This is a genomic window from uncultured Clostridium sp. (assembly GCF_910588715.1).
In the GTDB taxonomy this organism is placed as follows: domain Bacteria; phylum Bacillota; class Clostridia; order Clostridiales; family Clostridiaceae; genus Clostridium.
Window position 1 is genome coordinate 204945 of record NZ_CAJURG010000003.1, and the last position, 22932, is coordinate 227876.

15 protein-coding genes are annotated in these 22932 nt (G+C 26.3%); 4 read left to right on the plus strand and 11 right to left on the minus strand.

Annotation, left to right across the window (positions count from 1 at the left end):
* The first annotated feature begins 4 nt into the window (after positions 1-4).
* Complete coding sequence (locus QZ321_RS07405) at positions 5-199, plus strand: hypothetical protein (RefSeq protein ID WP_291742728.1); 195 nt, start codon at positions 5-7, stop codon at positions 197-199.
* 74 nt (positions 200-273) lie between these two features.
* The gene (locus tag QZ321_RS07410; protein WP_291747224.1) at positions 274-441 is read left to right on the plus strand and encodes a hypothetical protein; all 168 of its coding nucleotides are present in this window, start codon (positions 274-276) and stop codon (positions 439-441) included.
* Between the two features lie 79 nt (positions 442-520).
* Here QZ321_RS07410 and QZ321_RS07415 read toward each other — a convergent pair whose 3' ends face one another.
* Together QZ321_RS07415 and QZ321_RS07420 are read right to left on the minus strand one after the other, a co-directional pair.
* Positions 521-2851, minus strand: coding sequence for an EAL domain-containing protein (locus tag QZ321_RS07415; protein WP_291747226.1), 2331 nt, complete (start codon positions 2849-2851; stop codon positions 521-523).
* Positions 2852-3070: 219 nt separating this feature from the next.
* The gene (locus tag QZ321_RS07420) at positions 3071-4210 is read right to left on the minus strand and encodes a nucleotidyltransferase family protein (protein WP_291747229.1); all 1140 of its coding nucleotides are present in this window, start codon (positions 4208-4210) and stop codon (positions 3071-3073) included.
* 979 nt (positions 4211-5189) lie between these two features.
* On the opposite strand from QZ321_RS07420, the gene QZ321_RS07425 reads away from it, so the two are divergent.
* A complete protein-coding gene (locus QZ321_RS07425; RefSeq protein WP_291739816.1) occupies positions 5190-5606 on the plus strand; it encodes a type II secretion system protein in 417 nt (138 codons plus the stop codon).
* A 177-nt stretch (positions 5607-5783) separates the two neighbouring features.
* Here QZ321_RS07425 and QZ321_RS07430 read toward each other — a convergent pair whose 3' ends face one another.
* The gene (locus QZ321_RS07430) at positions 5784-7079 is read right to left on the minus strand and encodes a M18 family aminopeptidase (RefSeq protein WP_291747232.1); all 1296 of its coding nucleotides are present in this window, start codon (positions 7077-7079) and stop codon (positions 5784-5786) included.
* Positions 7080-7325: 246 nt separating this feature from the next.
* Here QZ321_RS07430 and QZ321_RS07435 point away from each other — a divergent pair, with 246 nt between their 5' ends.
* Positions 7326-8501, plus strand: a complete 1176-nt coding sequence (locus QZ321_RS07435; RefSeq protein WP_291739751.1) for a cation diffusion facilitator family transporter — start codon at positions 7326-7328, stop codon at positions 8499-8501.
* 155 nt (positions 8502-8656) lie between these two features.
* On the opposite strand, the gene QZ321_RS07440 is transcribed toward QZ321_RS07435, so the two are convergent.
* The 8 genes from QZ321_RS07440 to QZ321_RS07475 all read right to left on the minus strand — a co-directional run bounded on the left by QZ321_RS07440 (position 8657) and on the right by QZ321_RS07475 (position 22831).
* Complete coding sequence (locus QZ321_RS07440; protein ID WP_291747235.1) at positions 8657-11242, minus strand: SEL1-like repeat protein; 2586 nt, start codon at positions 11240-11242, stop codon at positions 8657-8659.
* Between the two features lie 233 nt (positions 11243-11475).
* Positions 11476-11967 carry a hypothetical protein gene (locus QZ321_RS07445; RefSeq protein WP_291739755.1) on the minus strand — a complete coding sequence of 164 codons (492 nt, stop codon included), beginning with the start codon at positions 11965-11967 and terminating at the stop codon, positions 11476-11478.
* 54 nt (positions 11968-12021) lie between these two features.
* A complete protein-coding gene (locus QZ321_RS07450) occupies positions 12022-12969 on the minus strand; it encodes an ROK family protein (RefSeq protein WP_291747237.1) in 948 nt (315 codons plus the stop codon).
* A 57-nt stretch (positions 12970-13026) separates the two neighbouring features.
* Positions 13027-14460, minus strand: coding sequence for an ABC transporter substrate-binding protein (locus QZ321_RS07455; RefSeq protein WP_291739818.1), 1434 nt, complete (start codon positions 14458-14460; stop codon positions 13027-13029).
* A gap of 202 nt (positions 14461-14662) precedes the next feature.
* A complete protein-coding gene (locus tag QZ321_RS07460; RefSeq protein WP_291747239.1) occupies positions 14663-17458 on the minus strand; it encodes a discoidin domain-containing protein in 2796 nt (931 codons plus the stop codon).
* Positions 17459-17628: 170 nt separating this feature from the next.
* On the minus strand, positions 17629-20760 hold the full coding sequence (locus QZ321_RS07465; protein WP_291747242.1) for an alpha-mannosidase: 3132 nt from the start codon (positions 20758-20760) through the stop codon (positions 17629-17631).
* An 81-nt stretch (positions 20761-20841) separates the two neighbouring features.
* Complete coding sequence (locus QZ321_RS07470) at positions 20842-21801, minus strand: carbohydrate ABC transporter permease (RefSeq protein WP_291739765.1); 960 nt, start codon at positions 21799-21801, stop codon at positions 20842-20844.
* A 19-nt stretch (positions 21802-21820) separates the two neighbouring features.
* The gene (locus QZ321_RS07475) at positions 21821-22831 is read right to left on the minus strand and encodes an ABC transporter permease subunit (protein WP_291747244.1); all 1011 of its coding nucleotides are present in this window, start codon (positions 22829-22831) and stop codon (positions 21821-21823) included.
* Positions 22832-22932: the final 101 nt, after the last annotated feature.

Consider the following 22932-nt stretch of genomic DNA (forward strand, 5'->3'; position numbering starts at 1 on the left):
CATCTTGAAAGATAAGTCTAATGTTTATTTGCCACATGTAAGAAGTTATTATGAACCTAGTAAAGAATCATTAGTAAGTCATTCTCCAGAAGGAGTGGATACAAAATTAGCAAATACTGTTGAAGATCCAATAGTAGTAAATAATATAGCATATAGTGAATTTACCTATATATATGATGACGAAGAAGATGATATATAATTAAACTTAATAATATTATTTGAATTAAATTTCAATTCAATAGGATAACTTTATATAAAAAGGAGAATAATATTATGTCTAAATGTAATAATAAAAAAAATAGAACTAATGGTATTATTTCTTCTAGTAATACCGAACTTCCAAATCCTCTTAATAGCTTTAATAGTCCTCTTGGTAGTTTAAATAATAAAAATAAAGAAACTATTCAAAAGGAAAATGGTATACAAAATACTCTATTTTAATTAAAATATTAAAAAGTAAAAATGCGCTGAAAATAATCAGCGCATTTTTATTATAAAATTAAACTTATATTATATTTAATTAATCATGTTTATTTTTCTTATTAAACTTATTTAAATAATCCATTATTTCATTTGAAGGCAAAGGACGTGAGAAATAGTATCCTTGAAACAAATCACAGCCTACGCTACTCAATGCATTGAATTGTTGCTCTGTTTCAACTCCCTCAACTACTGTTTCCATACTAAGTATATGAGCAATATTTTTTATACTATTTACAATTTTAAAATCTACACTTGAAGAATTATCTATAAATATTTTATCAATTTTTAAAATATCAAGATTAAATTTCTTTAAATAACTGAAAGAAGCATATCCTGTACCAAAATCATCTAAGGCTACCTTTATTCCTTTTTTATTTAATAATAATAAATTTTCATTTATTATTATATTTTCATCAAGAACTACTGATTCAGTTATTTCAAAACATAAATTTTCAGTAGTAACATTATATTTATTTAAAATTTCCTCAATTTTATCTACAAAATCAATTTCCATCAATTGTATTGGAGAAACATTTATACTTACTTGTAACGTATAACCTGAATTAAATAATTCAATAAAGCTTTTACAAACCTCTTCTATAATCCAATATCCAATTTTAACTATCTCTCCAGTCTCTTCTGCATATCCTATAAATTTATCTGGAGGAATAAATCCTAATTTTTTATTATTCCATCTAATTAATGCTTCAAGTTTCTTTATAGATTTATTTCTATCTACTATTGGCTGATAATATAAAATAAATTCATTATTATCTACAGCAAATTTTAAATCTTCTTTCAAATTTTCAATTTCAATTATTTCGTTATAAATTTCATCATTAAAGAACTCTAATTTAGAACCTCTATTAATTTTTTTACTAGAATACATCATAAAGTCACTCTTATTAATTAAGTCATTAAAGTTTTTTCCATCTCTAGGGTACACAGAAACCCCAGCCGAAAACTCCATAAATGTCTTTTTACCATTATTAAATTCAATAGGCTCTTTAAACTCCTGTAAAACTACATTATTGTAAAATGCCTCTAATTCATCATTATCAATATAATTTGTATATACAACTATAAATTCATCTCCAGAATATCTAGAAACTATCCCCTTATCAGAAAAACATTTTGTAAGTTTTTGACTAAATCTTACTAAAACCTCATCTCCCGCACTGTGTCCAAAAACATCATTAATATACTTAAACTTATTTAAATCAATAAATATTAATGCAAATTTCTCATTAGCTTCTATTAAATCTCCACATAATTTGTATAATAACTTTCTATTTGCTAATTGTGTTAATTCATCATAATAAATAAAAGATTTAAGTTTTTTATTAACTATTTTCCCTAAAGAAGTAGATATAACTTCTAATTGTTCGAATTCATCTAATGTATCAAATTCTAAATTTTTATTTCCTAAATTATTAGATAAATTCTTTAACCTATCTAATGATTTTAAAATAGGTTTAAATATTCTTCTAACTAACGAAGCTAAAATCAATAAATAAATTACTCCTAAAATAGCAAATATTAAAATTATAAATCTATTAATTTTTTCCATATATTCACTATAAATTATAGAGTCTTTATTAAATTCTAAAAATATGTCTATTTTATCATCTAAAAATTTATTTAATTTTACTACATAGTTTTTATTTTTATTATTAAAAGAATATATATCTACAATTCCTTGATTAGAATAATACATATTATTTCCAATTCCTATATATGAATTTAATTCTCCTATATAAAAACTAGAATTTATATTTTCAATTAATTTATCTAATAAAACATTTACAATAACTACTCCTAATAATTCATTGTTTTTATACGAAGTGATTGGACTCATTACCGCAAACATATATTTATTAATTAAAGGGTCTTTATAAATTTGTGTTACTATTTTAGAATTTTCTTCATTAAACGCTAAATCATTAAACTTATAATCATCAAAATTTTTAATCTCATTTAATTTATCATCATTGAAAACATACTTTTCTTTAATATTTATAATGCTAATTGAGTTTAATAAAGTTAAGTTCTCCATACTTTTTTGGATATAGTGTATTTTCTCAAACCCTTGGCTTAAATCTTCTTCAGTTAACTCACTGCCATATCTATTATTATCTAATATATGTATTAAATTATCATCTTTACCTATTATATTTGCTATATCTTTTAAACTAGATATTTCATTTATTAATGTTTCTTTATATTTTTCATAATTAATATTATATATAAAATCAATACTCTTTTTTAAACCAAAATCTATAAGTATTTTATTTGTAGTTACTAAAAATATCATAAATATAATACCTATAAATGATAGTTTTAAATTAATTTTTTTAGTAAAAATCACTTTGCCACCTCATTGTTTTTTTATTCAATAAACATTTTATCATATTTTGTTAAATGTACCAACTTATATAAGTGTAATATTTATTATATTTCTTATTTTAAATATTAATTAAACTATTAAAAAGGAGTTGTATTATATTGAAATTTTTAATTCAATATAAGTACAATCCCTTCTAAAAAATATAATGTATAAAAAGTTATTTTAATAAAACACTCATTTTTATAATTCCATCCAATCAATCAATTTACTTCTATGGATCACCTTTCCCTTTACCTTAATTAAATCTTTAAAATTATGACCACTATTAAAAATTAATTCAAAAATGTGATGAATCCAAGCAATAGGTGTTAAAATTTTAATATTCTTAGCGTAGCTATACCTATCTAAGCTGAAAGAAATCTGTTTTGCAAATTGATTCGTAATTACCTTTTTGCTTTTTAATTTTGACTCAAAAATTTCATCAATTAATGCCTCTAAATACTTTTTATTATTTACATATTTAACTTCCAATTCTTCTGGCAGCTTCATATCAAATAACTCATTACATATTAGAAATAAAATCAAACTAAATTTTTCAAAACCGTGCATTCTTGCCTTCATTATAAAACTATTCCAATCAATTTCATTACCTAACTTTTCAACAAGTATTGTAATATCACAAAGTTGTCTTACTTCAAAGCCATTTTCCGTAAGATGTTCCGCCATATACATGCATAAATGTGAAGCTAAATCTTCATATGAAAAAGATAAAATTTCTACATCATCTAAATTAACATTTTTAGCTCTCTTCCATATTAATTTTTCATAATGTATTATCTCCTTAGCGAATCCATGTCCATCAAATAAATTCCAATGAATTTTAATGGTTGGATAGTTATTATGAATTAATGTTATGTGATGTGGTATTTTATTATGCTCTTCTAAAACAGAATATCTCATATCTATTAATAATTTTTTAACCTTTTTTACATCTTCCCTATGAACTAATATATTAGCATTACCCATAGTTCTTTGCTCTGCCTTAGGATAAAAATTTCTTATAGCTAGTCCCTTTAAAATAATTAATGGTATATTTTCTTTATTAATTTTTTTAATTACCACTGATAGTTCAGAAATTTTTCTTAATTGCTCTATCTCAGCATCCTCAGCTTTTTGTTTTAATAAATTTATTCTCTTTTCACCAACTACTGAAACTAAACTACTTTTATGTAATGAAGAATATACTATTCCCTCTACCTTATTTTCAATAGCTAAATTTATTATCTGCTCCCAATCAACATTTTCATAACCTTTTTCTATATCCTTACCCCTAATTCCAGAAGATAAAATATCTATAAACTGTTTTTGTGTATTATTCATAACATAATCCTCCTAATACCCCTTAAATAAATCATTTATTTCCATAATTATCTAAACCAATTATACCAATATATTTCTTTTTTGTATATATTATTTAAAATCACTTTTTAATGGTTTAAACTTAATCTATCTTTAAAATTTATATTTTTATACGAATTTGAAACTATATTAACTGAATTAAACATAAAAATAAAAACAACACCAAAATAATTTTTTAAATTATAAATAAAAAAATTTTAATATAAATAAAATAGAGTTAAATAATATTAAATTTAAAAATTTAATATTATTTAACCCTATTTACATATTATGAAAGGATTTTAATCTATCTTATTTAAACTTTATTTTTAATAACTTAAAACTATAAGTTTAAAATATCATGTTAATATACTAGACAGTCCTCTATTGTTTATGACTTGTTAACAAGTGTATTTAACATAACTTTAGTCATCTCTTGATAAATTTCTTTATCATTGTTATCGCAGTATGTCTAAATAGGAAATATCCGAAGTTATGCTTAATATTAACTTCTGTAATATTAAAATACTCTCTTGAACCATCATTTTCATTTATAAAGCTTTTCTTGTATACAAATGATACCTTTCAAAAATTAATATTTATGTTATCTTCTAAAAAAATAACAGTGCAAATACATTATTTTTGAAAAGAATAGACTAAAATCCTTAATGAGATAACTTATAAATTTTAAACTCAAATATAGAATACAACAAACATATTATATTCATTTCTTATTTAAAACTTATAAACAATAAATTTATTTATTATCTCCATTAATTGTTTTATCCCTTTTTAGATTAATTTATTCACTTTTTTATAACTTTTCACAAAAAATATGATTTCTAAAACTTTTTTCTAAATTTTTGAATATCTAGCTTCTTTATAGTCCATAATCTGAAAAGAATTATTCATAAAATATTAATAATCTTATTAACGAAGGAGTGAAAATATATTGAGATTAATGTTTAATATTTTAAAATCCGAAAAGAAAAAAGGCTTTACCTTACTAGAACTTGTTACTGTTTTGGCTGTTATTTCAATTTTGTCTGCTGCACTTATTCCTAAAGTTGGTAATTATATTAATGAAGCTAAAAAAGTTGCTGTTTTAAATGAAGCTAAATCAGTTGTTACTGCTTACGAAGCAGTTAGATATAAATTAAATGTTAATGAAAATACCATTGCTTCAAAACTTCAAGGAGATAATCTACCAATTGAAGAAGGAACATTAAAAAAGCTAAAAAATTCAACAGTATCTCAATGTAAACTAATTCTCGATACAGAAACAAATGGCTTTAAAATAAATACTGAAGAGAAAAGTATTTCAATATTTAAAAATACTGATAATACTATTATTGGCACCATAGAACAAATTGAATAAACTATAAATATTAATTTAAAAATATATGTTATTTTAAATAACATATATTTTATAAACAGGATATATAAAAATTAAATTAAGAACACTTAAATAAACTTATTTAATTTCAATAAACTTTTTACAAAAGCTGTGTAAAATTTTAATATAATTAATATTTTACACAGCTTAATATTAAAACTATAAACTTAAAAATTCCGTAAATGCTTTAATAGTGTAATAATTATCCTTTACACTTGCAAGTTCTCTTATAGAGTGCATTCCAAGAACCGGTGCCCCCATATCAATAACTGGAATAGTTAAATTTGCAGCTGTTACAGGACCTATTGTAGTTCCTCCTCTAACATCTGATCTATTAACAAACTTTTGGAATGGTACACCTGCTGTTTCACATACACCAGCAAATATTGCACCATTAAAACTATCGGTGCTATAACTTCCAGAAGCAGCAATTTTTAATACTGGTCCACCTTCAAGAACTGGTCTATTAGTCGGATCATGTTTACTTCCTAAGTTAGGATGAACAGCATGAGCCAAATCAGCAGAAATCATTATAGAATTAGCTAATGACCTATAATATTCTTCTTTATTTTTTCCTAATCCTATTGCAATCCTTTCTAATATATTATTTAATAATGTAGAATTAGCCCCTTCAGCAGTTAAACTTCCTATTTCTTCATTATCTATGCAAATCATAACCTTTGTAGCTTCATTTTCACTACTATCAATTAAAGCTCTTATTCCTGCATAAACCATCCATAAATCATCAAATCTACCTGAAGAAATAAGCTCTTCATTCATTCCTATAAGCATTCCTTTTTCATATTCATATAAACCTAATTCAAAGTTTAATATATCTTCTTTATTAACTTTAAGTTCATCTGCTAATAAGTTCATTAAATAATCTTCCTTTTCTAACTTTTCATTTATAAGCCCTAGTAAAGGAATCGTATCTACTTGTTTATTTATTTTAAAACCTTCATTAACTTCTCTATTCATATGAATAGCTAAACTTGGAATTATTAATAATGGCTTATTTATATTAACTAATCTTGTTTCTGGCTTTAATGGTGATTTTCCTCTTAAAGATACCTTACCAGCTATTGATAAAGGTCTATCAAACCATGTATGAAGTATTGGTCCACCATAAACTTCTGTATTTAATTTAATATATTTTCCTTCAGAAATCATTTGAGGATTTGGCTTTATTCTAAATCCAGGAACGTCAGTATGAGCCCCTATAAGCCTTAATCCTGTCTCTTCTATGTTCCCACTCCCAATTTCAAATGCAATTAATGCTGAGTCATTTTTTACAACATAATATTTACCTTTTGCTTTTAAATCCCATTTATCACTTTCTTTTATTTCAATAAATCCATTTTCATTTAATATTTTTTGTGTTGCTTTTACCCCATGGCAAGCACTAGGACTATCATATAAAAAATCTATTAATTCTAAAGCTAACTTATTTTCCATATCTATTGCTCCTTTTAACTTTTTTATTTTTAATATACTTTATTTGCTATTTTTTCACAACTTATTTATTTTCTCTAAGCTTCTAGTTAAAACTTATATTTAATTTTAATATATTTTATAATTAATATGCAATTGACTTTTTTAAGGCATTAAACTAGCATATTGTAATAAGCTTAATTAATAAAAATTTAAGCATACTAATAATATACTTAATATTATTAATATAAAATAAATGGGAGGATTTTTATGTTTTCAAATTTCTTAATTAGAAAATTTGTTAAAGATTCTAATAATGTATCAGATGTAAAAGTAAGAGGAGCTTACGCAAATCTTGCAGGTATAATTGGTATAATTACAAATTTAATGCTATTTATAATAAAGCTATGTGTAGGCTTATTTTCTAATTCAATTTCAATTTTAGCAGACGCTTTTAATAACTTATCTGATGCTGCTTCTTCAATTATAACTATAATAGGCTTTAAAATGGCAAACAAACCAGCTGATGCTGAGCATCCATTTGGTCATGGACGTATTGAATATATAACTGCTATGATTGTTTCTTTTATGGTAATGCTTGTTGGATTACAATTTGTTAAAACATCTTTTCAAAAAATTATTAATCCAACTCCAGTAAGCTTTGAATTACTACCTTTTATTTTACTTCTCATTTCTATTGGATTTAAATTTTGGCTTTCAAAATTCAATAAATTGATTGGAAATAAAATTAATTCATCTACTCTAAAAGCAACTGCAACTGATGCTATGGGTGATGTTTTTACTTCAACTACAGTTGTTATTTCTTTTTTAATATGTAAATTCACCACACTTCCTATAGATGGATATATAGGTATTGTAGTAGCATTAGCTATTGTTTACTCCGGTTTCTCTCTAATTAAAGAAACTTTAAGTCCATTACTTGGAGAACCACCAGATCCAGCTTTAGTTAGTGATATTACAGATATGGTAATGTCTTATGAACATATAACTGGTATTCATGATTTAATAGTTCATAATTACGGTCCTGGTAGAATTATGGCCTCTATTCATGCCGAAATCCCTAGTAATATCGATATTATGGAAATACATCATGTTATTGATACTGCTGAAAGAGATATTTCTAAGAAATTAAATATTTATTTAGTTATTCATATGGATCCTATTTGTGTTGACACAGATGAAATAATTGAAGCTAGAAACATGGTTCAAAATATATTAAAAAAATATGAAGAAGTTAAATCATTTCATGATTTTAGAGTTGTTGGAGAGCAAGATAATAAAAACTTAATTTTTGATATAGAAGTTTCTCCAAAGTGCTTAGCTAATGAAAGTGATTCATCTAAATTATTATCTAATATAGAAAAAGACATTAAAGAAAAATCTCCAAAATATAAATGTATTATTACTGTTGACTTAGCATTGTAAATTAAATCACCTTTACTAAAGTAATATTTTATAAAATATAAATATACTATTTAACAGTCAAATAATCTAAAAATTTAGAAGATTTACATTAAAATTCATAAAATTTTTATATAATTAAAAGAAGCTATATTATATTGAATATAGCTTCTTTTAATTTATTGAAGTATTTTTTGCTTCTTTAAAATATTATAATAAATTGCTTGATTCTGTAATTCATAATAAATGCTTTTATCTTGCGGTTTTCTATTATCATACCACTCAATTAAATCATTTATTACTTCATAAACTTCACTATTTATTAATGTACTAAGCTTTTTAATAATTATCAATTCCTCAACTGTAACTATACTACTAGTTTGAACTTCTTTTAATTTATTTTTTAAAAATATATATCTACACTTATTTACACCTAAGCTCTTTCCTTCTATAGCAATTTCAAATAACTCCTTATATTCATCATTTTTGCTTAATCCATTATTATATAAATAAGTAGCAAGTTGACCATAACATTCTAAATTTCCAAGGTCTATTCCTTCCCTATATAAATTTATAATTTTCTCTTTATTAATATCTATTAATTCATTTTCACCTAAATACGCTTTAATATATTTTGCTGTTCCTAAATCTATTTCTTCAATTTCTTTAAGTAGTTCATACCCCTTATCTTTATTTTCTTCAATTCCTATTCCCTTAAAACAATAATATACTATTTTTTTCTTTCCCTTCAACGCATCTAAATCAATAAGCTTAAATACATAATAAATAGCTTTTATATCACTTTTTCTACCGCCAATTCCTTTTTCATATATTTCTATAAGCTTTTCTATAGCTTCAACATCATCTTCTTTAGCTGATTTTTCATACCATTTAATTGCTAAGTCTATATTTCTACCCAAGAAAATTCCTAACTTATACCAATCCCCTAATTTATTCATAGCCTTAACATATTTATTTTCCGCTACCATATTATAATAATAGTATGCTTTTTCGAAACTTTGCTCTACTCCAATACCTTTTTCATATATATATCCATATTTAAAAATTGATTCTTTTAAATTATTTTCTACCCCAAACTTTATATAAGTTACAAGTTCATTTCTATTTATATTTTTACCATCTTTTAATTCATTAATAATTATATAAGCTAGATAATCTGCTGCATAAGGTGAACCTAATTCATAAGCTTCTTTTAATAATGCCTTAGCAACATCTCCTGTTTTATCTCCAAATTTATTTAAACTATAATATGCAACAGCTAATACATACATTGCATGGGGTTCTTTTTTAGCCGCTGCTATTTCCATATAATCCATTGCCTTTTCTAAATCTTTTTCAACACCCTCTCCATTGTAATATATTATACCCAACCTTTGAGTGCACTTTAAATCTCCCTCTTCATGTCCTTGCTTATATATTAAAATTGATTGATTAATTAAACCCTCATCTTCATATACTTTTCCTAGCTTAAAGTAAACACTTTTATCTCCAAATTCTATTGCTTTAGTATATAATTCTATTGCAGTATAAATATCCTTTTTTACATAAAGTCCTTTCAAATACATTTCTGCAAGAGATTCTATACAATTTGTATCTAATGCTAAATATCCCTTACTTAAATAATGAAATGCCCTTTTATAATTAATATCTACACATATTCCTTCTAAATAAGATCTTCCTATTATATAGTAAGCATCTTCATAATCATTTTCTGCTGCTTTCTCAACCCAATAATATGCACTTACTAAATTTTCTTCACAACCATCTCCATTTTTATACATTAATGATAAAGCATATTGAGAATCTGGAAGATTATTTTCTGCTGCTTTTTTATGCCATTTAAATGACTTTTCTTCATCCTTTTCTACACCTAATCCATTATAATAAGCTCGTCCTAATTGATAATACGCTCCTACATAATCATTTTCCGCACTTTTTTGAAACCAGATAAATGCCTTATTATAATCCTTATTAACTCCATTTCCTTCAGAGTACAAAACTCCTAAAGAATATTGTGCAAATGCATTTCCCTTTACTGCAGCTTTATAATACCATTGATATGCAATTTCATAGTTTTTACGTACCGCTATACCCTTTTCATAAAATAACCCAAGATAAGCTTCAGCATATTCATTTTTATATTTTGCTGCATCTAAAAAATATCTATAAGCCTTATTATTGTCTCTCTTAACTCCCCTACCAAAATAATAGTTTTCTCCCTTTTCAACAAGTTGTCGTATAATATCATCTTTTTCCTCTAATTCTCCATTTTTATTTTCAATTTCACCCTTAATAATTTTCTCTTTATTTCCTGATAAATATTTTACAAAAATCTCTTTTTGAGGACTTATTAAATTGTCTAATATTAAAGAATAATTTTCTTCTCCATAATTAACTACAAACCAAACCAAAACCTCATACAAGATTCTCATCTTAGAATTTTCACTTTCACCAACCTTAGAAGTATTTGCTTTTGATTCTTTCCCCAAAAGCATAATCATATCTAATATTTCATTTGATATAATATTTATATCCTTTAAAACTTTTAATCTTTTATCCCATTTAATTTTTTCATTATATAATATATTATTTTTCTTATATATATAATAAATAATATCATCAATTAAAATATTAATATTTCCTTCTATGCCATCATCAGTTGTTTCTTTTTTTAACTCTTCTATATCCTGATATATATCTTTAAATTCTAGTTTCAAAAAATCATAACTGAAGATTATATTCATACATCCTCCTATGCTATTACTTATACTATTAGTGTATTATATTAATAATTCCTTTATTACGATAAAATACAGTAATAACTTAAAATACACAAAGAATAATTAGAATATATCAAAATAATCCTTAATATAAATTCTATATAATAAAAAAGCTATATCTTATTGAATTAAAAAATTCCAATAAAATATAACTTATTTTACATATTTATAGTTATTTTAATCTTTTATAACTTTAATTATTTACATATTAAATCTTTAAAAATTGATGGTTTTATCTTATAACACATAGATATTAGTTTTTCATCCATATTTAAAACCAAACATTTTAATCCACTTGCTGTTTTTACATATATATATTGATTATTACTTTCCTTATCATTTATATACGCTTTTATCATTTCACATTTCTTTTCGTTTCTTTGTGTTTTGCTTACACATTCAACATCCGATAAATTAAATTCTAATAACTTCTTTCTTCTCTTTTCAGTCATTACCTTTGAAACAACAAAACTATCTAATGTTAATTCATATTCATATGCAACAAATTTTTTTCTATTAAAATAAACTATTCCTACATAAATTAAAAATACAAAGCTCCCAATAAGTAATGTTCTAAAACCTAATATATAAACTGCTACTAATATTAATGACGCATACTCTATAGAATTCATTATATTTTGAAAATTTCCATAGTCTTTTCCATTATATTGTTCATAAAATTCTTCCATGACTGCTGCTCCCCTTTACTTCTCTTTTACCTTGCCTTTTTATTATAATTATTTTTATATATTTTTACTTTCAATCATAGCTAAAGCTACTGCTCCCAATACTCCAGCTTTACCACCAAGTTGTGCTTTTTTAACAATGCAATGCTTTAATATAGGACTTAAACATCTAGTTTTCATTTCTTCATTAATTATATCAAAAACTATTTGTCCACCATCACTAACTCCTCCACCAACAACAATCATATCTGGATCAAATATATTTGCTGCATTTGAAACTGCTACTCCTAAATATCCTAACGATTTTCTTAATACTTCACTTGCTAGCTTATCTCCATTACTCGATTCAATAAATACCTCTTTTGCAGTAACGAGATCATATTTTCTTAAACTTGTTTCAACATCTAACTTTAATAACTCCTCTGCTTGATTTTTAATTGCAGTTCCTGATGACATAGCTTCTACACATCCCATATTTCCGCACCCACATTTATTTCCCGAATAATCAACTGTAGTATGCCCAAGTTCTAAAGCATTTGATGTACTTCCTCTATAAATATTTTTGTTTAAAACTGCTCCTGCTCCAACTCCAGTACTAGCAGTTATAAAAATCATATTAGTAGTTCCAACTCCTGCTCCAAATTTATACTCTGCTAATGTTGCTGCATTTGCATCATTATCTAAAAATACAGGTAATTTAAATTCATCTTTCAAGCAATCTACTATATTAAAATTATTAAAAGGTAAATTAGGAGGATTTACTATTAATCCATTACTAACATCTAATGGCCCTGGAGAACCTATTCCTATTGAAATTATTTTATTATTCTCAATATCGCTACTAACATATCTTATACTTTCTTTTATTTTTTCTACAATTTGTTCATATCCTTTGCTTGCTTCAGTAGGTTTTATAATTTCCTTTATTATATTTCCATTTTCATCTGATAAAGCTGTGTATATTTTTGTTCCACCTAAATCTACACCTATAAATAATTTGCTCATGTTATTTTCTCCTTTACTACTAATATAATTAAAGGAGGATTTCTCCCCCTTTAATTATTATTTTTCAGCTAACCATGAATTAAGTTGAGTTTGCATTTCTTCAATAACTCTATCAATACCTTGATCTTTTAATTTCTTATTTAATTTATTTAAGTATTCTTCAACATCAACTGATCCACTATATATAGTAGCTTTAAATTCTTCAATTACGTTGTTTATAGCTGCAATTTCATTTGTTACCTTTGAAGTATCAAACTTAAATCCAAGTGCTAAAGAATTTTTAGCTGAATCATTAAATACTCTAAACTCATCCCATTTAGTTACTGGCTCATTGTCTAAAACCTTAGTTATAAATAAATTTCCTAAAGTATAATAACCAACAGAATAATCTTGAGCTTTATCTGTTAACTTAATTTGTGTGTCATTAACACTTTCATAGTGAGTTCCTTCTATACCATAGTTTAAAAGGTTTCTTATAGTTTCATCAGTATTTAAAAGATTTAAGAATTCAACTGCCTTATCTGGGTTTTTACTATTTTTAGATACTGCAATCATAGATCCTGTTGTTGAAGCATTTGTAATATAAGAATCTGTTATTTGGCTTGCTACTACATCATATTTTAAATCCTTTGACCATAAAATTTCTGCATAAGGTTGTCCATCACCTTTTGTAACAAATCTTTTAACTGCTTTATCATCTTGAGCTGTTGCAGAGTCAGCATTTATATATCCAGCTTCATAATATTTTCTTAATGTTTCTAACGTAGACTTCATTTTATCTGTTTCAAACATATTTTTTACTGTAAGACTACTATCTTCGTATTCAATTCCTATTGGTTCTACTAGTTGTTCAAAGTATTGTGGAGCTGAAAATCCCTTTGTTATATATAATGGTGTTACATCTGGTTCATTTTCTTTTATAAGCTTTAACCATGGTTCTAAATCCTCTAATGAGTGTATTTCAGTATATGGAATATTATACTTATCTACATACTCCTTAGTGAACACCCACATTGGTGCTGTACTAATTTCTTTTTGGTTTGGTACAGCATAAATACTTCCGTCAACTTTTGCACCATCCCAAAATCTTTGATCTATTGCAGATTTCATTTCACTACCTGTAGTATCAAGATATGGTGTTAAATCTAAAAATGCACCTTTTCTTGCATTTCCTAAATAATCTCCTGCCCAAGAACAAGTAAATGCTAAATCATAAGCTTCTCCTGAATTAATTATTACACCTAATTTTTGACTATATTCACCATAGTCAATAAAATTCATATCTATATTTACACCTATTTTTCCTTCTAGGTATTTATTAGCTTCGTCCTCAACAAGTTGTAAATCTTTAGGCTCAGCACCTATTGTATACCATTTCAAGGTTACTACATCGCTATTTTTATTTGTTGCTGTATTAGAACATCCAGTAAATATTGATGCACCTATAATTGCAGTTGTTGCTAAAGTAATAAGCTTCTTAATTTTCATAATTTCCTCTCCCCTTTATTTATATCGTTTACATAATCTATTTTATATTAATTTTGTCATAGTTTATAGTGTACATATTTTATATTTAATATAAAAATTTCATATTTGTAAACTTTTACGTTATTTTTTAGAAAATTTTAAAAAAAATTACTAGTTAATCATTTAAATAATTAACTAGTAACATCTTAAAACTTATAAAATTTTCTTATTCTAGTCCAAATACATCTATGCCATAAATTCTAGCAGCTGAGTCTGACCCTTGAGTTGCCTTCAGTACTGTTAATTTTACATATCTAGCATTTACTTGCTTAAATGAATCAACAGTCTCTCCTAAAGCATTACCCTCTCTTAAAGATACAGTAGTAAAGTTTTGACCATCTTCACTTACCTCTATCATATATTCTTCTGTATTCATATCTGGATTTTCTCCACCTATTTCAGCATGTTGAATACGAACCTCATTTATTTGTTTAACTTCACCTAAATCAATAGTAATATTATGTTTATCAGGCCCTACAGCACACCATTTAGTAGATGAATCTCCATCTAGAGCATATTTAGGTGCTTCTGCATCATTTACAAAGCTTGATGCTTCTACTGCTTTATTTACTGAGAAATTAGTTAATCCTGATTTTGCTGAACTTGTAACAGTTATTAAATCATTTATAACTATTTCGTCATCACCCTTTTTATTTTTAGCTTTTAATACTACATCATAAGTTCCTTCATTTGAATAAGTTACAGTAGGATTTTGTTCTGTACTTGTTTCTACATCTGCTCCTTCAAATTTCCACTCATAATTATCAGATACTAAATTACTTAAATTTTCAAATGTAACTGATTCACCTGGTGCTATAACAGTACTTTTTGCTCTAAAATTAGCCTTTGGTAATGTGTTATCTGGCCACTCAACCTTAACATTTGCTGATTTTCCTCTTACATTATCATTATTAACTGAAACAACTTCAAAAGTGCTTTCCATTTCATCCGTTTCTCTTTCTAAAGAGTTTATAAAATATCTAGTATTATAAGTTGATCCTAAATAAGATTTACTCTTATCACTATTTACCTTATATATTTCATAATGATGTTCACCTTCACCCTCAGTAGAATCCCAAGTAAGTCTTATTCCTGCCAAAGTACTATCCTCTTCAAAACTAGTACTTTCAACATTTAAATTAGAAACATCTACAGCTTTATCAATCTTTCCATCATCTATAGATAGATTTCCTAAATTAATTGCAACATTATTTAAAGTTTCATTTGATATCATTTTATAAGAAATTGTTCTTATTGATTTACCCATAAACTTTTCAACATCATAAGTTATTTTTGTCCATTCATTTTCCAGAGATTTATCCCCCGATATTGTTTCCACAGTTCCATCATCAAATTCTAATACTAAGTCTAATTTTATTTCTGAATCCGCCTTTGCCATTGTTGTAAATTCTACACCTTTTTCAAGTTTTAAATCTGCACTAAATAATTTAATTGTAGATGGTTTATTAGCTTCTAATTTTCCTAATAACTTTATTGAATTTCCTCCATAATATGCAGTTGAATAATCTAAACTTGGCGTTAATTGATTTTCTCCCTCATTTTCAATTATCCATCTGTAAGTTGGCATAACATCAGCCAAACTTCTATTATTCCAATCTAAAGCTGATACTTTTTCACCATCAATAAAGAAATTATAACCATTCCCCATACTAAAGTTTGTTTTAAATGGTAATGATGTAACTGCTGATTTTTCAACTACATATGTTGATATTCCTCTCCATGTAGTTCCGGTTGCTTCAGTAGCTTTAGATGGATTATTAAACTCATTTACCCATAACTTAGCCTCTTTTTCTTGGAATGAATCTACTGTATCAGAAGAAAAATATGTCCAACTAGGACAATATAACCCTAATGAAGTATGTGTTTCATTTTCAGATTTTTCAAACAAATCCCATTTAATTGGTGTAGCTGTACCATTAGCTTGTACATCTATTCCTGCATAAATTTCCTTAGAGTCAAATCCCATTTGATTTGCATGTTCTTCAGCCTTCTTTAACAATTCATCTTGAGCATATTTATCTTCTGTCCACCAGAAATTTAAAAACATACTATCTGCAACTTTATTTCCTTCTCCATCAATCAAGAATATATCATTTTTATCATTAAGTGTGTTTTGCCAATCTATTTCTCCATCTTTTGTCATAGAATCATACCACATTAATTGTTGAGAATCTCCTGCTTTTTCTTTATATTGTTTTATAAACTCTTGCATAAGAGGTACATATTCTGCTGTTAATGGATTTTCTTCGGTACCTTGAGTTTCTTGATTTATAAACCATCCTTCAAATTTATATGCTTTAGCAACTTCAATAAGCTTATCTACCATAACAAAGTTTCCATTTGAATCTTTTGTAAAGAATGTATCTAACCAATCTAATCTACCTGCAAATTCTGTTGGTGGGAAAAATATTGTTCCAAGTACTTCTACTCCATTTTTATGAGCTGAATCTGTAACATCTGCACTTGGAGGAACAATTATTCCCTCACCAGCAGATCCCCCCCAATATACAAGAGTGTCTATATATTGCCAGTACGAAAACGTATTCGAGTTAAAAGTGTTTGATCCCTGTGTAGGATTACCACTAGTATTTGCATTCATAATTGATAATGCAACTACTTTTGTATCTTTGTTTTGAGTTTCATTTACTGTTTGTAATTTTTCTTTATCTACTCTTTTTTGTAATTCTATAGTACTTACATTATAAGGAGCATCCTTATCTTCTGAAACATTCCATCCTAATAAATCTTCTGGCAACCAATAAGATGATATTGGTGTATTCTGCATCTTAAAATTAATTCCTTCTTCTGTTATTTTATAAACTGCTTTACTATTTTCTGTATTAGCTTCACCACATCCAGTAAACATTACTGCCAAAGTAAAGGCTACTGCTGTTGGTAATATAACTATACGTTTATTTAAGTATTTTTTTCTTCTTATCATTTATATCCCCCTCTTCTTAAATAATCTCTAATAAAATTATGTTATTAACTAGATTTTAAATTTTTTATAATAACTTAATAATTAAAATTATTTAAGGAATAACCCAAATTTTAATAATTATATTTTATGATAATTAATCCTTTTGAGCTATTCCTTAAATTGCTTTATCCTTATCTTAATTTAAACTTAAATGTTTTGATTTCATAAGGCTTAATAATAAAACTAACCTTATTTCCAACTGGAGATAACTCCTCTAAATCTCTTTCTAAAAGATTACATTCTTTTATTTCCTTTATATCCTTAAAGAATTCTAATGTAACATTACTTCTCTTATTGTGGAATTCATACATTCTTATAATTAAATCATCTGAATCTTCAGCCTTTTTAATTACTTCTATCATAACATTATCTCTGTCAACCTTTGCTAAACTTAATTTGCTTGGTAATTCTCCTTTATGAGCCTCCTCAACTGTTGTAATAAATGGAGTATTTAACTCATAGGCTTTTTGTGAAGTTTGTCCTTCTTTCCAATCTCCATTATGGCTATATATTGAGTAAGTTAAATAATGAACTTCTTTATCTGCATCAGGATTTGGATCACAGCTAGATTTTAGTAATGTTAATCTCATATTTCCATCTTTAATATCATGTCCATATTTGCAATTGTTTAATAATGATACACCAAAATCCCCTTCTGAAAGGTCAGCCCACTTATGTCCACACACCTCAAATGCAGCAACTTCCCAAGATGTATTATTATGGGTTGGTCTTGTAACATTACCATATTGAATTTCATAAGTTGCCTTATTAGTATTTACCTCAATAGGAAATGCAGTCTTTACGAGAACATCTTTTTCCTTCCAATCTATAACTGTTTCAAAGTCTACTCTTTCTATATCATTATAAACATGAATATTTTGAACTATTGTTGATTCTAAGAACTTTCTTTCTATTCTTAAAGTACTTCTTACAGGTCCTTGCTCAACAACTTCAATGCTTTGAACATTATCAATCTTCCACATCTTTTCTTTATAATAAATATCTATATCCCAGTTATCAAAACACATTGGTTTATCTTCAAAGGCTTGAATTTCATTTCCTATAGCCCCAGACTTTAATAACTCTCTATTTTGATCTTTATGAATAAATGAAATAATTTGTCCCTTTTCATCAAATTTAATCTTAACAAATTTATTTTCAGCTTCTTTAGTAGTTAATTTAACTAAATCACTATTAGTATTCTTATCTTCAATTATTTGATAAGACTTATATCCATTTGCAGGAACTTCTCTAGCAAAGAATATAGCTTTATTTCCCTCAATCTTTTGACAAACTAATTTATTTCCTTCTTCATCAACTACAGCAACATTAGTTATATCTGATGGTATTTCAAAAGTAGCAATATCACTTCTTTCAAACCCTAAAGTATTATTTACAATTACACTTCTGTTATTTAAATTAATCTTTGAAGCTATAAATCCTTTTGTCTCATTAATCATTGAATCTGCATTTTCTAATAATTCCTTATATTCAACTTCTGTTACATCATAAACTTCTTTAATTGATGAACCTGGAATAATATCATGGAATTGATTTAATAATACTGTTTCCCATGAATCGTTAATATTTTCTTGTGGGTAAGATTTTCCTTCTAACATTGCTAAAGAGTTTAACTTTTCAGCAGCTGTGTACATATTTTCACATTTTCTATTATCTCTCTTATTTCTAGCCATTGAAGTATAAGTACCTCTATGGTATTCAAGATATAGTTCTCCATCCCACTTAGATAATTTATTATTATTCTTAACCTTTTCTTCTAATCTCTTAAAGTAATCTAAAGATGTTCCCATCTTAACCTTTGGTGCTCCTGGTATACCCTTTGAAAGTCTTCTTGCATTTTCAAGCATTTCTACAGTAGCACCACCACCACCATCTCCCCATCCAAAGGAAATTAATACATCATTGTTTAAGTTCTTATCTTGGTATCTTCTCCATGCTCCCATTACTGCATCTGGTTGAATATGTCCATTGTAAGTAGTAAAATGAGATTCTCTTTCTTGTCCTGGTCCAGTTGTAGTTATAAAGTGAGTTAATACTTCTGTACCATCAATGCCTTTCCACATAAATGTATCATGAGGAATTTTATTAAATTGATTCCATGCAATTTTAGTTGTCATGAAATAGTCAACATCTGATTTCTTTAATATTTGTGGTAATGCTGCTGAATACCCAAATACATCTGGTAACCATAAAACTTTACTATCTACATTAAATTCATCTTTAAAAAATTTCTTACCATGTAATATTTGTCTTACTAATGATTCTCCTGAAGTTACATTGCAATCTGACTCAAGCCACATAGCTCCTTCTGGTTCCCATACACCTTCTTTAACCTTCTCTTTAACCTTTTCATAAATCTTTGGATGATCTTCTTTTAACATCTTATATAATTGAGGTTGTGAAGACATAAATATATACTCTGGATACTCTTCCATAAGTTTTAATACAGTTGAGAAACTTCTAGCAACCTTTTCTCTAGTTTGTGCAACTGTCCATAACCAAGCAACGTCTATATGAGTATGTCCAACACATGTTGCTATAACATCTTCATGTCCACATAATTCTCCATAGAATTTATCATCTAAAAACCTATTTGCTTTTTTAACACTTTCATCATACATCTCACTCTTAGGTCTTCTTAAATCAACTAAATTAATTGCTTCATTCAATACAGTTATCATGTCAACTCTATTTTTATCTTCTTTTTCAAGTTCTTTACAAACATCTACTGGTACCTTTAAATTCCAATAAAGTTCTCTTGATGCCATATCAATAACTACTAAATTTCCGCTTAAAGTAGCTAATTTATCTGCTAACATACCTGCATATGCGTGTAAATCTATTTCATACTTTTCTCCAGCAACAGCATTATGAGTTAATATTATTTCTCTATGGTTAATATCTACACCTTGAATTTGTTCTCCATTTACATAAAGTATAAATTGTGGATTTGTTGCATCCCAACCTTCATCAAAAGTTTTGAAATTTAATGCTATAGTTTGTCCTGCAAAACGTTCTGGTACTTCTACTGTACACTTAAACCAACCATGAGCATCTCTTCCACCCCATAAGTCTCCAGTTTTAAATTCTCTCCATCCCTCTTCTGGAGCTTCTTTTATTAAGTCAATATTATGATAATTCCCATCTATATATTTATAATTATCTATTGATATGCTATCTCTATAAATATTCTTTGATATCTCTCCACAAATTTTATCAATTCTTTCTAATAAGTAATACATAATATATTCCTCCTAAACTTATCTAGCTTATTCTTTATTGTTTATTAAACTTCTATATTTCTAAAAATTATCTTAAATTAATTACTCTTTAACAGATCCAATTGTTAATCCACTTACAAAATATCTTTGGAAGAATGGATATGCAAATATTATTGGTAATGTTGTTATTACAACAATAGCCATCTTTGCAGTTTCTTTAGGCATCTTTGAAGCAACTTCTATCGCATTTGCTCCCATACTAGTAGCATTATTACTTAAAAACTCCATTGATGTTTCAAGTTTTATAAGTAAATATTGAACTGGTATTAAATTATTGCTATCTATATATAACATTGCATTAAACCAATCATTCCAATATCCAAGTGTTAAAAATAATCCAACTGTTGCAATACCAGGTAATGACATTGGTAATATAATTTTTCTAAATAGTAACCATTCACTTGCACCATCTATTTTGGCTGACTCTACAACAGCATCAGGGATAGTTGTTTTAAAGAATGTTCTTAAAATTATAATATTAAATGAACTTACACATAAAGGTAATATTAATGCTAATATATTATTCTTTAATTGTAAGAAATTAACCATTACTAAATATGATGCAACCATACCACCTGAAAATAACATTGGGATAAATATTAATTTAGTAAAGAATTTTCTATACGCAAAATTCTTTCTTGATAATGCATAAGCATACATTGTCATAATAGTTAAACCTAAAAGTGTTCCTACTACAGTTACTATAATAGTTATTCCATAAGCTCTAATTATTTGACTGCCTGAAGAAAAAATATATTTATAAGCTTCTAAGCTCCACTCTTCTGGCCAAAACCTATATCCATTAGCTGTTAATGATGCTTCACTAGTAAGTGAAATAATCACAACAAATAAAAATGGTATAATACATGCTGCTGCTAATAGTGCAAATACTATATTTAAAGCAAAATTTGTTTTTTTACTTACTCTATTAAATCTTTCTTCAGTATCATTAAGATTTTCCTTACTTCTATTTAAAATTTTATCTTTAATATTAAGCTCCATTTAATTCACAACCTTTCTTTTAGAAGAATGCACTTTCTTCATCTACTTTCTTAACTATTGCATTTGTTGTTATTATAAGAATCATTCCAACAAAAGATTGATATAATGCTGCTGCTGAACTCATACCTACATTACCTAAATTCATAAGTCCTCTATAAACATAAGTATCAATAACGTTTGTTACTGGATATAATGCACCTGAATTTTTAGGTAATTGATAGAATAATCCAAAGTCAGATCTAAACATTCCTCCAATAGATGTTATGAACATAATTATTATTATTGGTTTTAATAAAGGAATTGTAATGTTTTTAATTTGTTGCCATTTGCTTGCACCATCAATTAATGCAGCTTCATAATATGTTTTATCTATACCACATATTGATGCAAGATAAACAACTGTACCATATCCCACACCTTTCCATTGACTCATAATTATTATTATAAAAGGCCAGTAAATTGATTCTGTGTACCAGGATACTTTGTCCATTCCCATTGATGCAAAAATTGTATTTAAATAACCTTTTTCTGGACTTAAGAAAGCATATAAACAATAACTAACTACAACCCATGATAAAAAGTAAGGTAAAAACATTGATGTTTGATAGAATTTTGAAAGTTTCTTATTAAATATTTCTTTAAGTAATATTGCTAATGTTACTGGTAATACTATACCTAATATAATAAATACAAGATTATATAAAACCGTATTTCTCGTAATTAACCAAGCATCGCTACTTTTAAATAAAAACTTAAAGTTATCTAACCATACCCAATCACTCTTTAACCAACTTTCAAAGAAGCTACCATGTATTCTCCAATCCTTAAACGCAATTGTAACTCCAAACATCGGTAAATATGCAAATATTAAAAACCATATTGCACCTGGAACTGTTAAGAATAACAACTCTTTATTTGCCTTTAAAGTAGAAAAGAATGTCTTTTTCTTTAAAGTGACACCCGTGTTTATATTTTGGCTCTTCTTTATATTAGACCTTCTAGATTTTTTAATTTCTAACGTTTCATTCATTTTCAACTCCCCTTCCCTAGTAAACGTTTTACTATAATAAAAATATATCATGGCTAAATTTCTATTAATAGTTGAAAATATACAGATTTATTGTACTAATT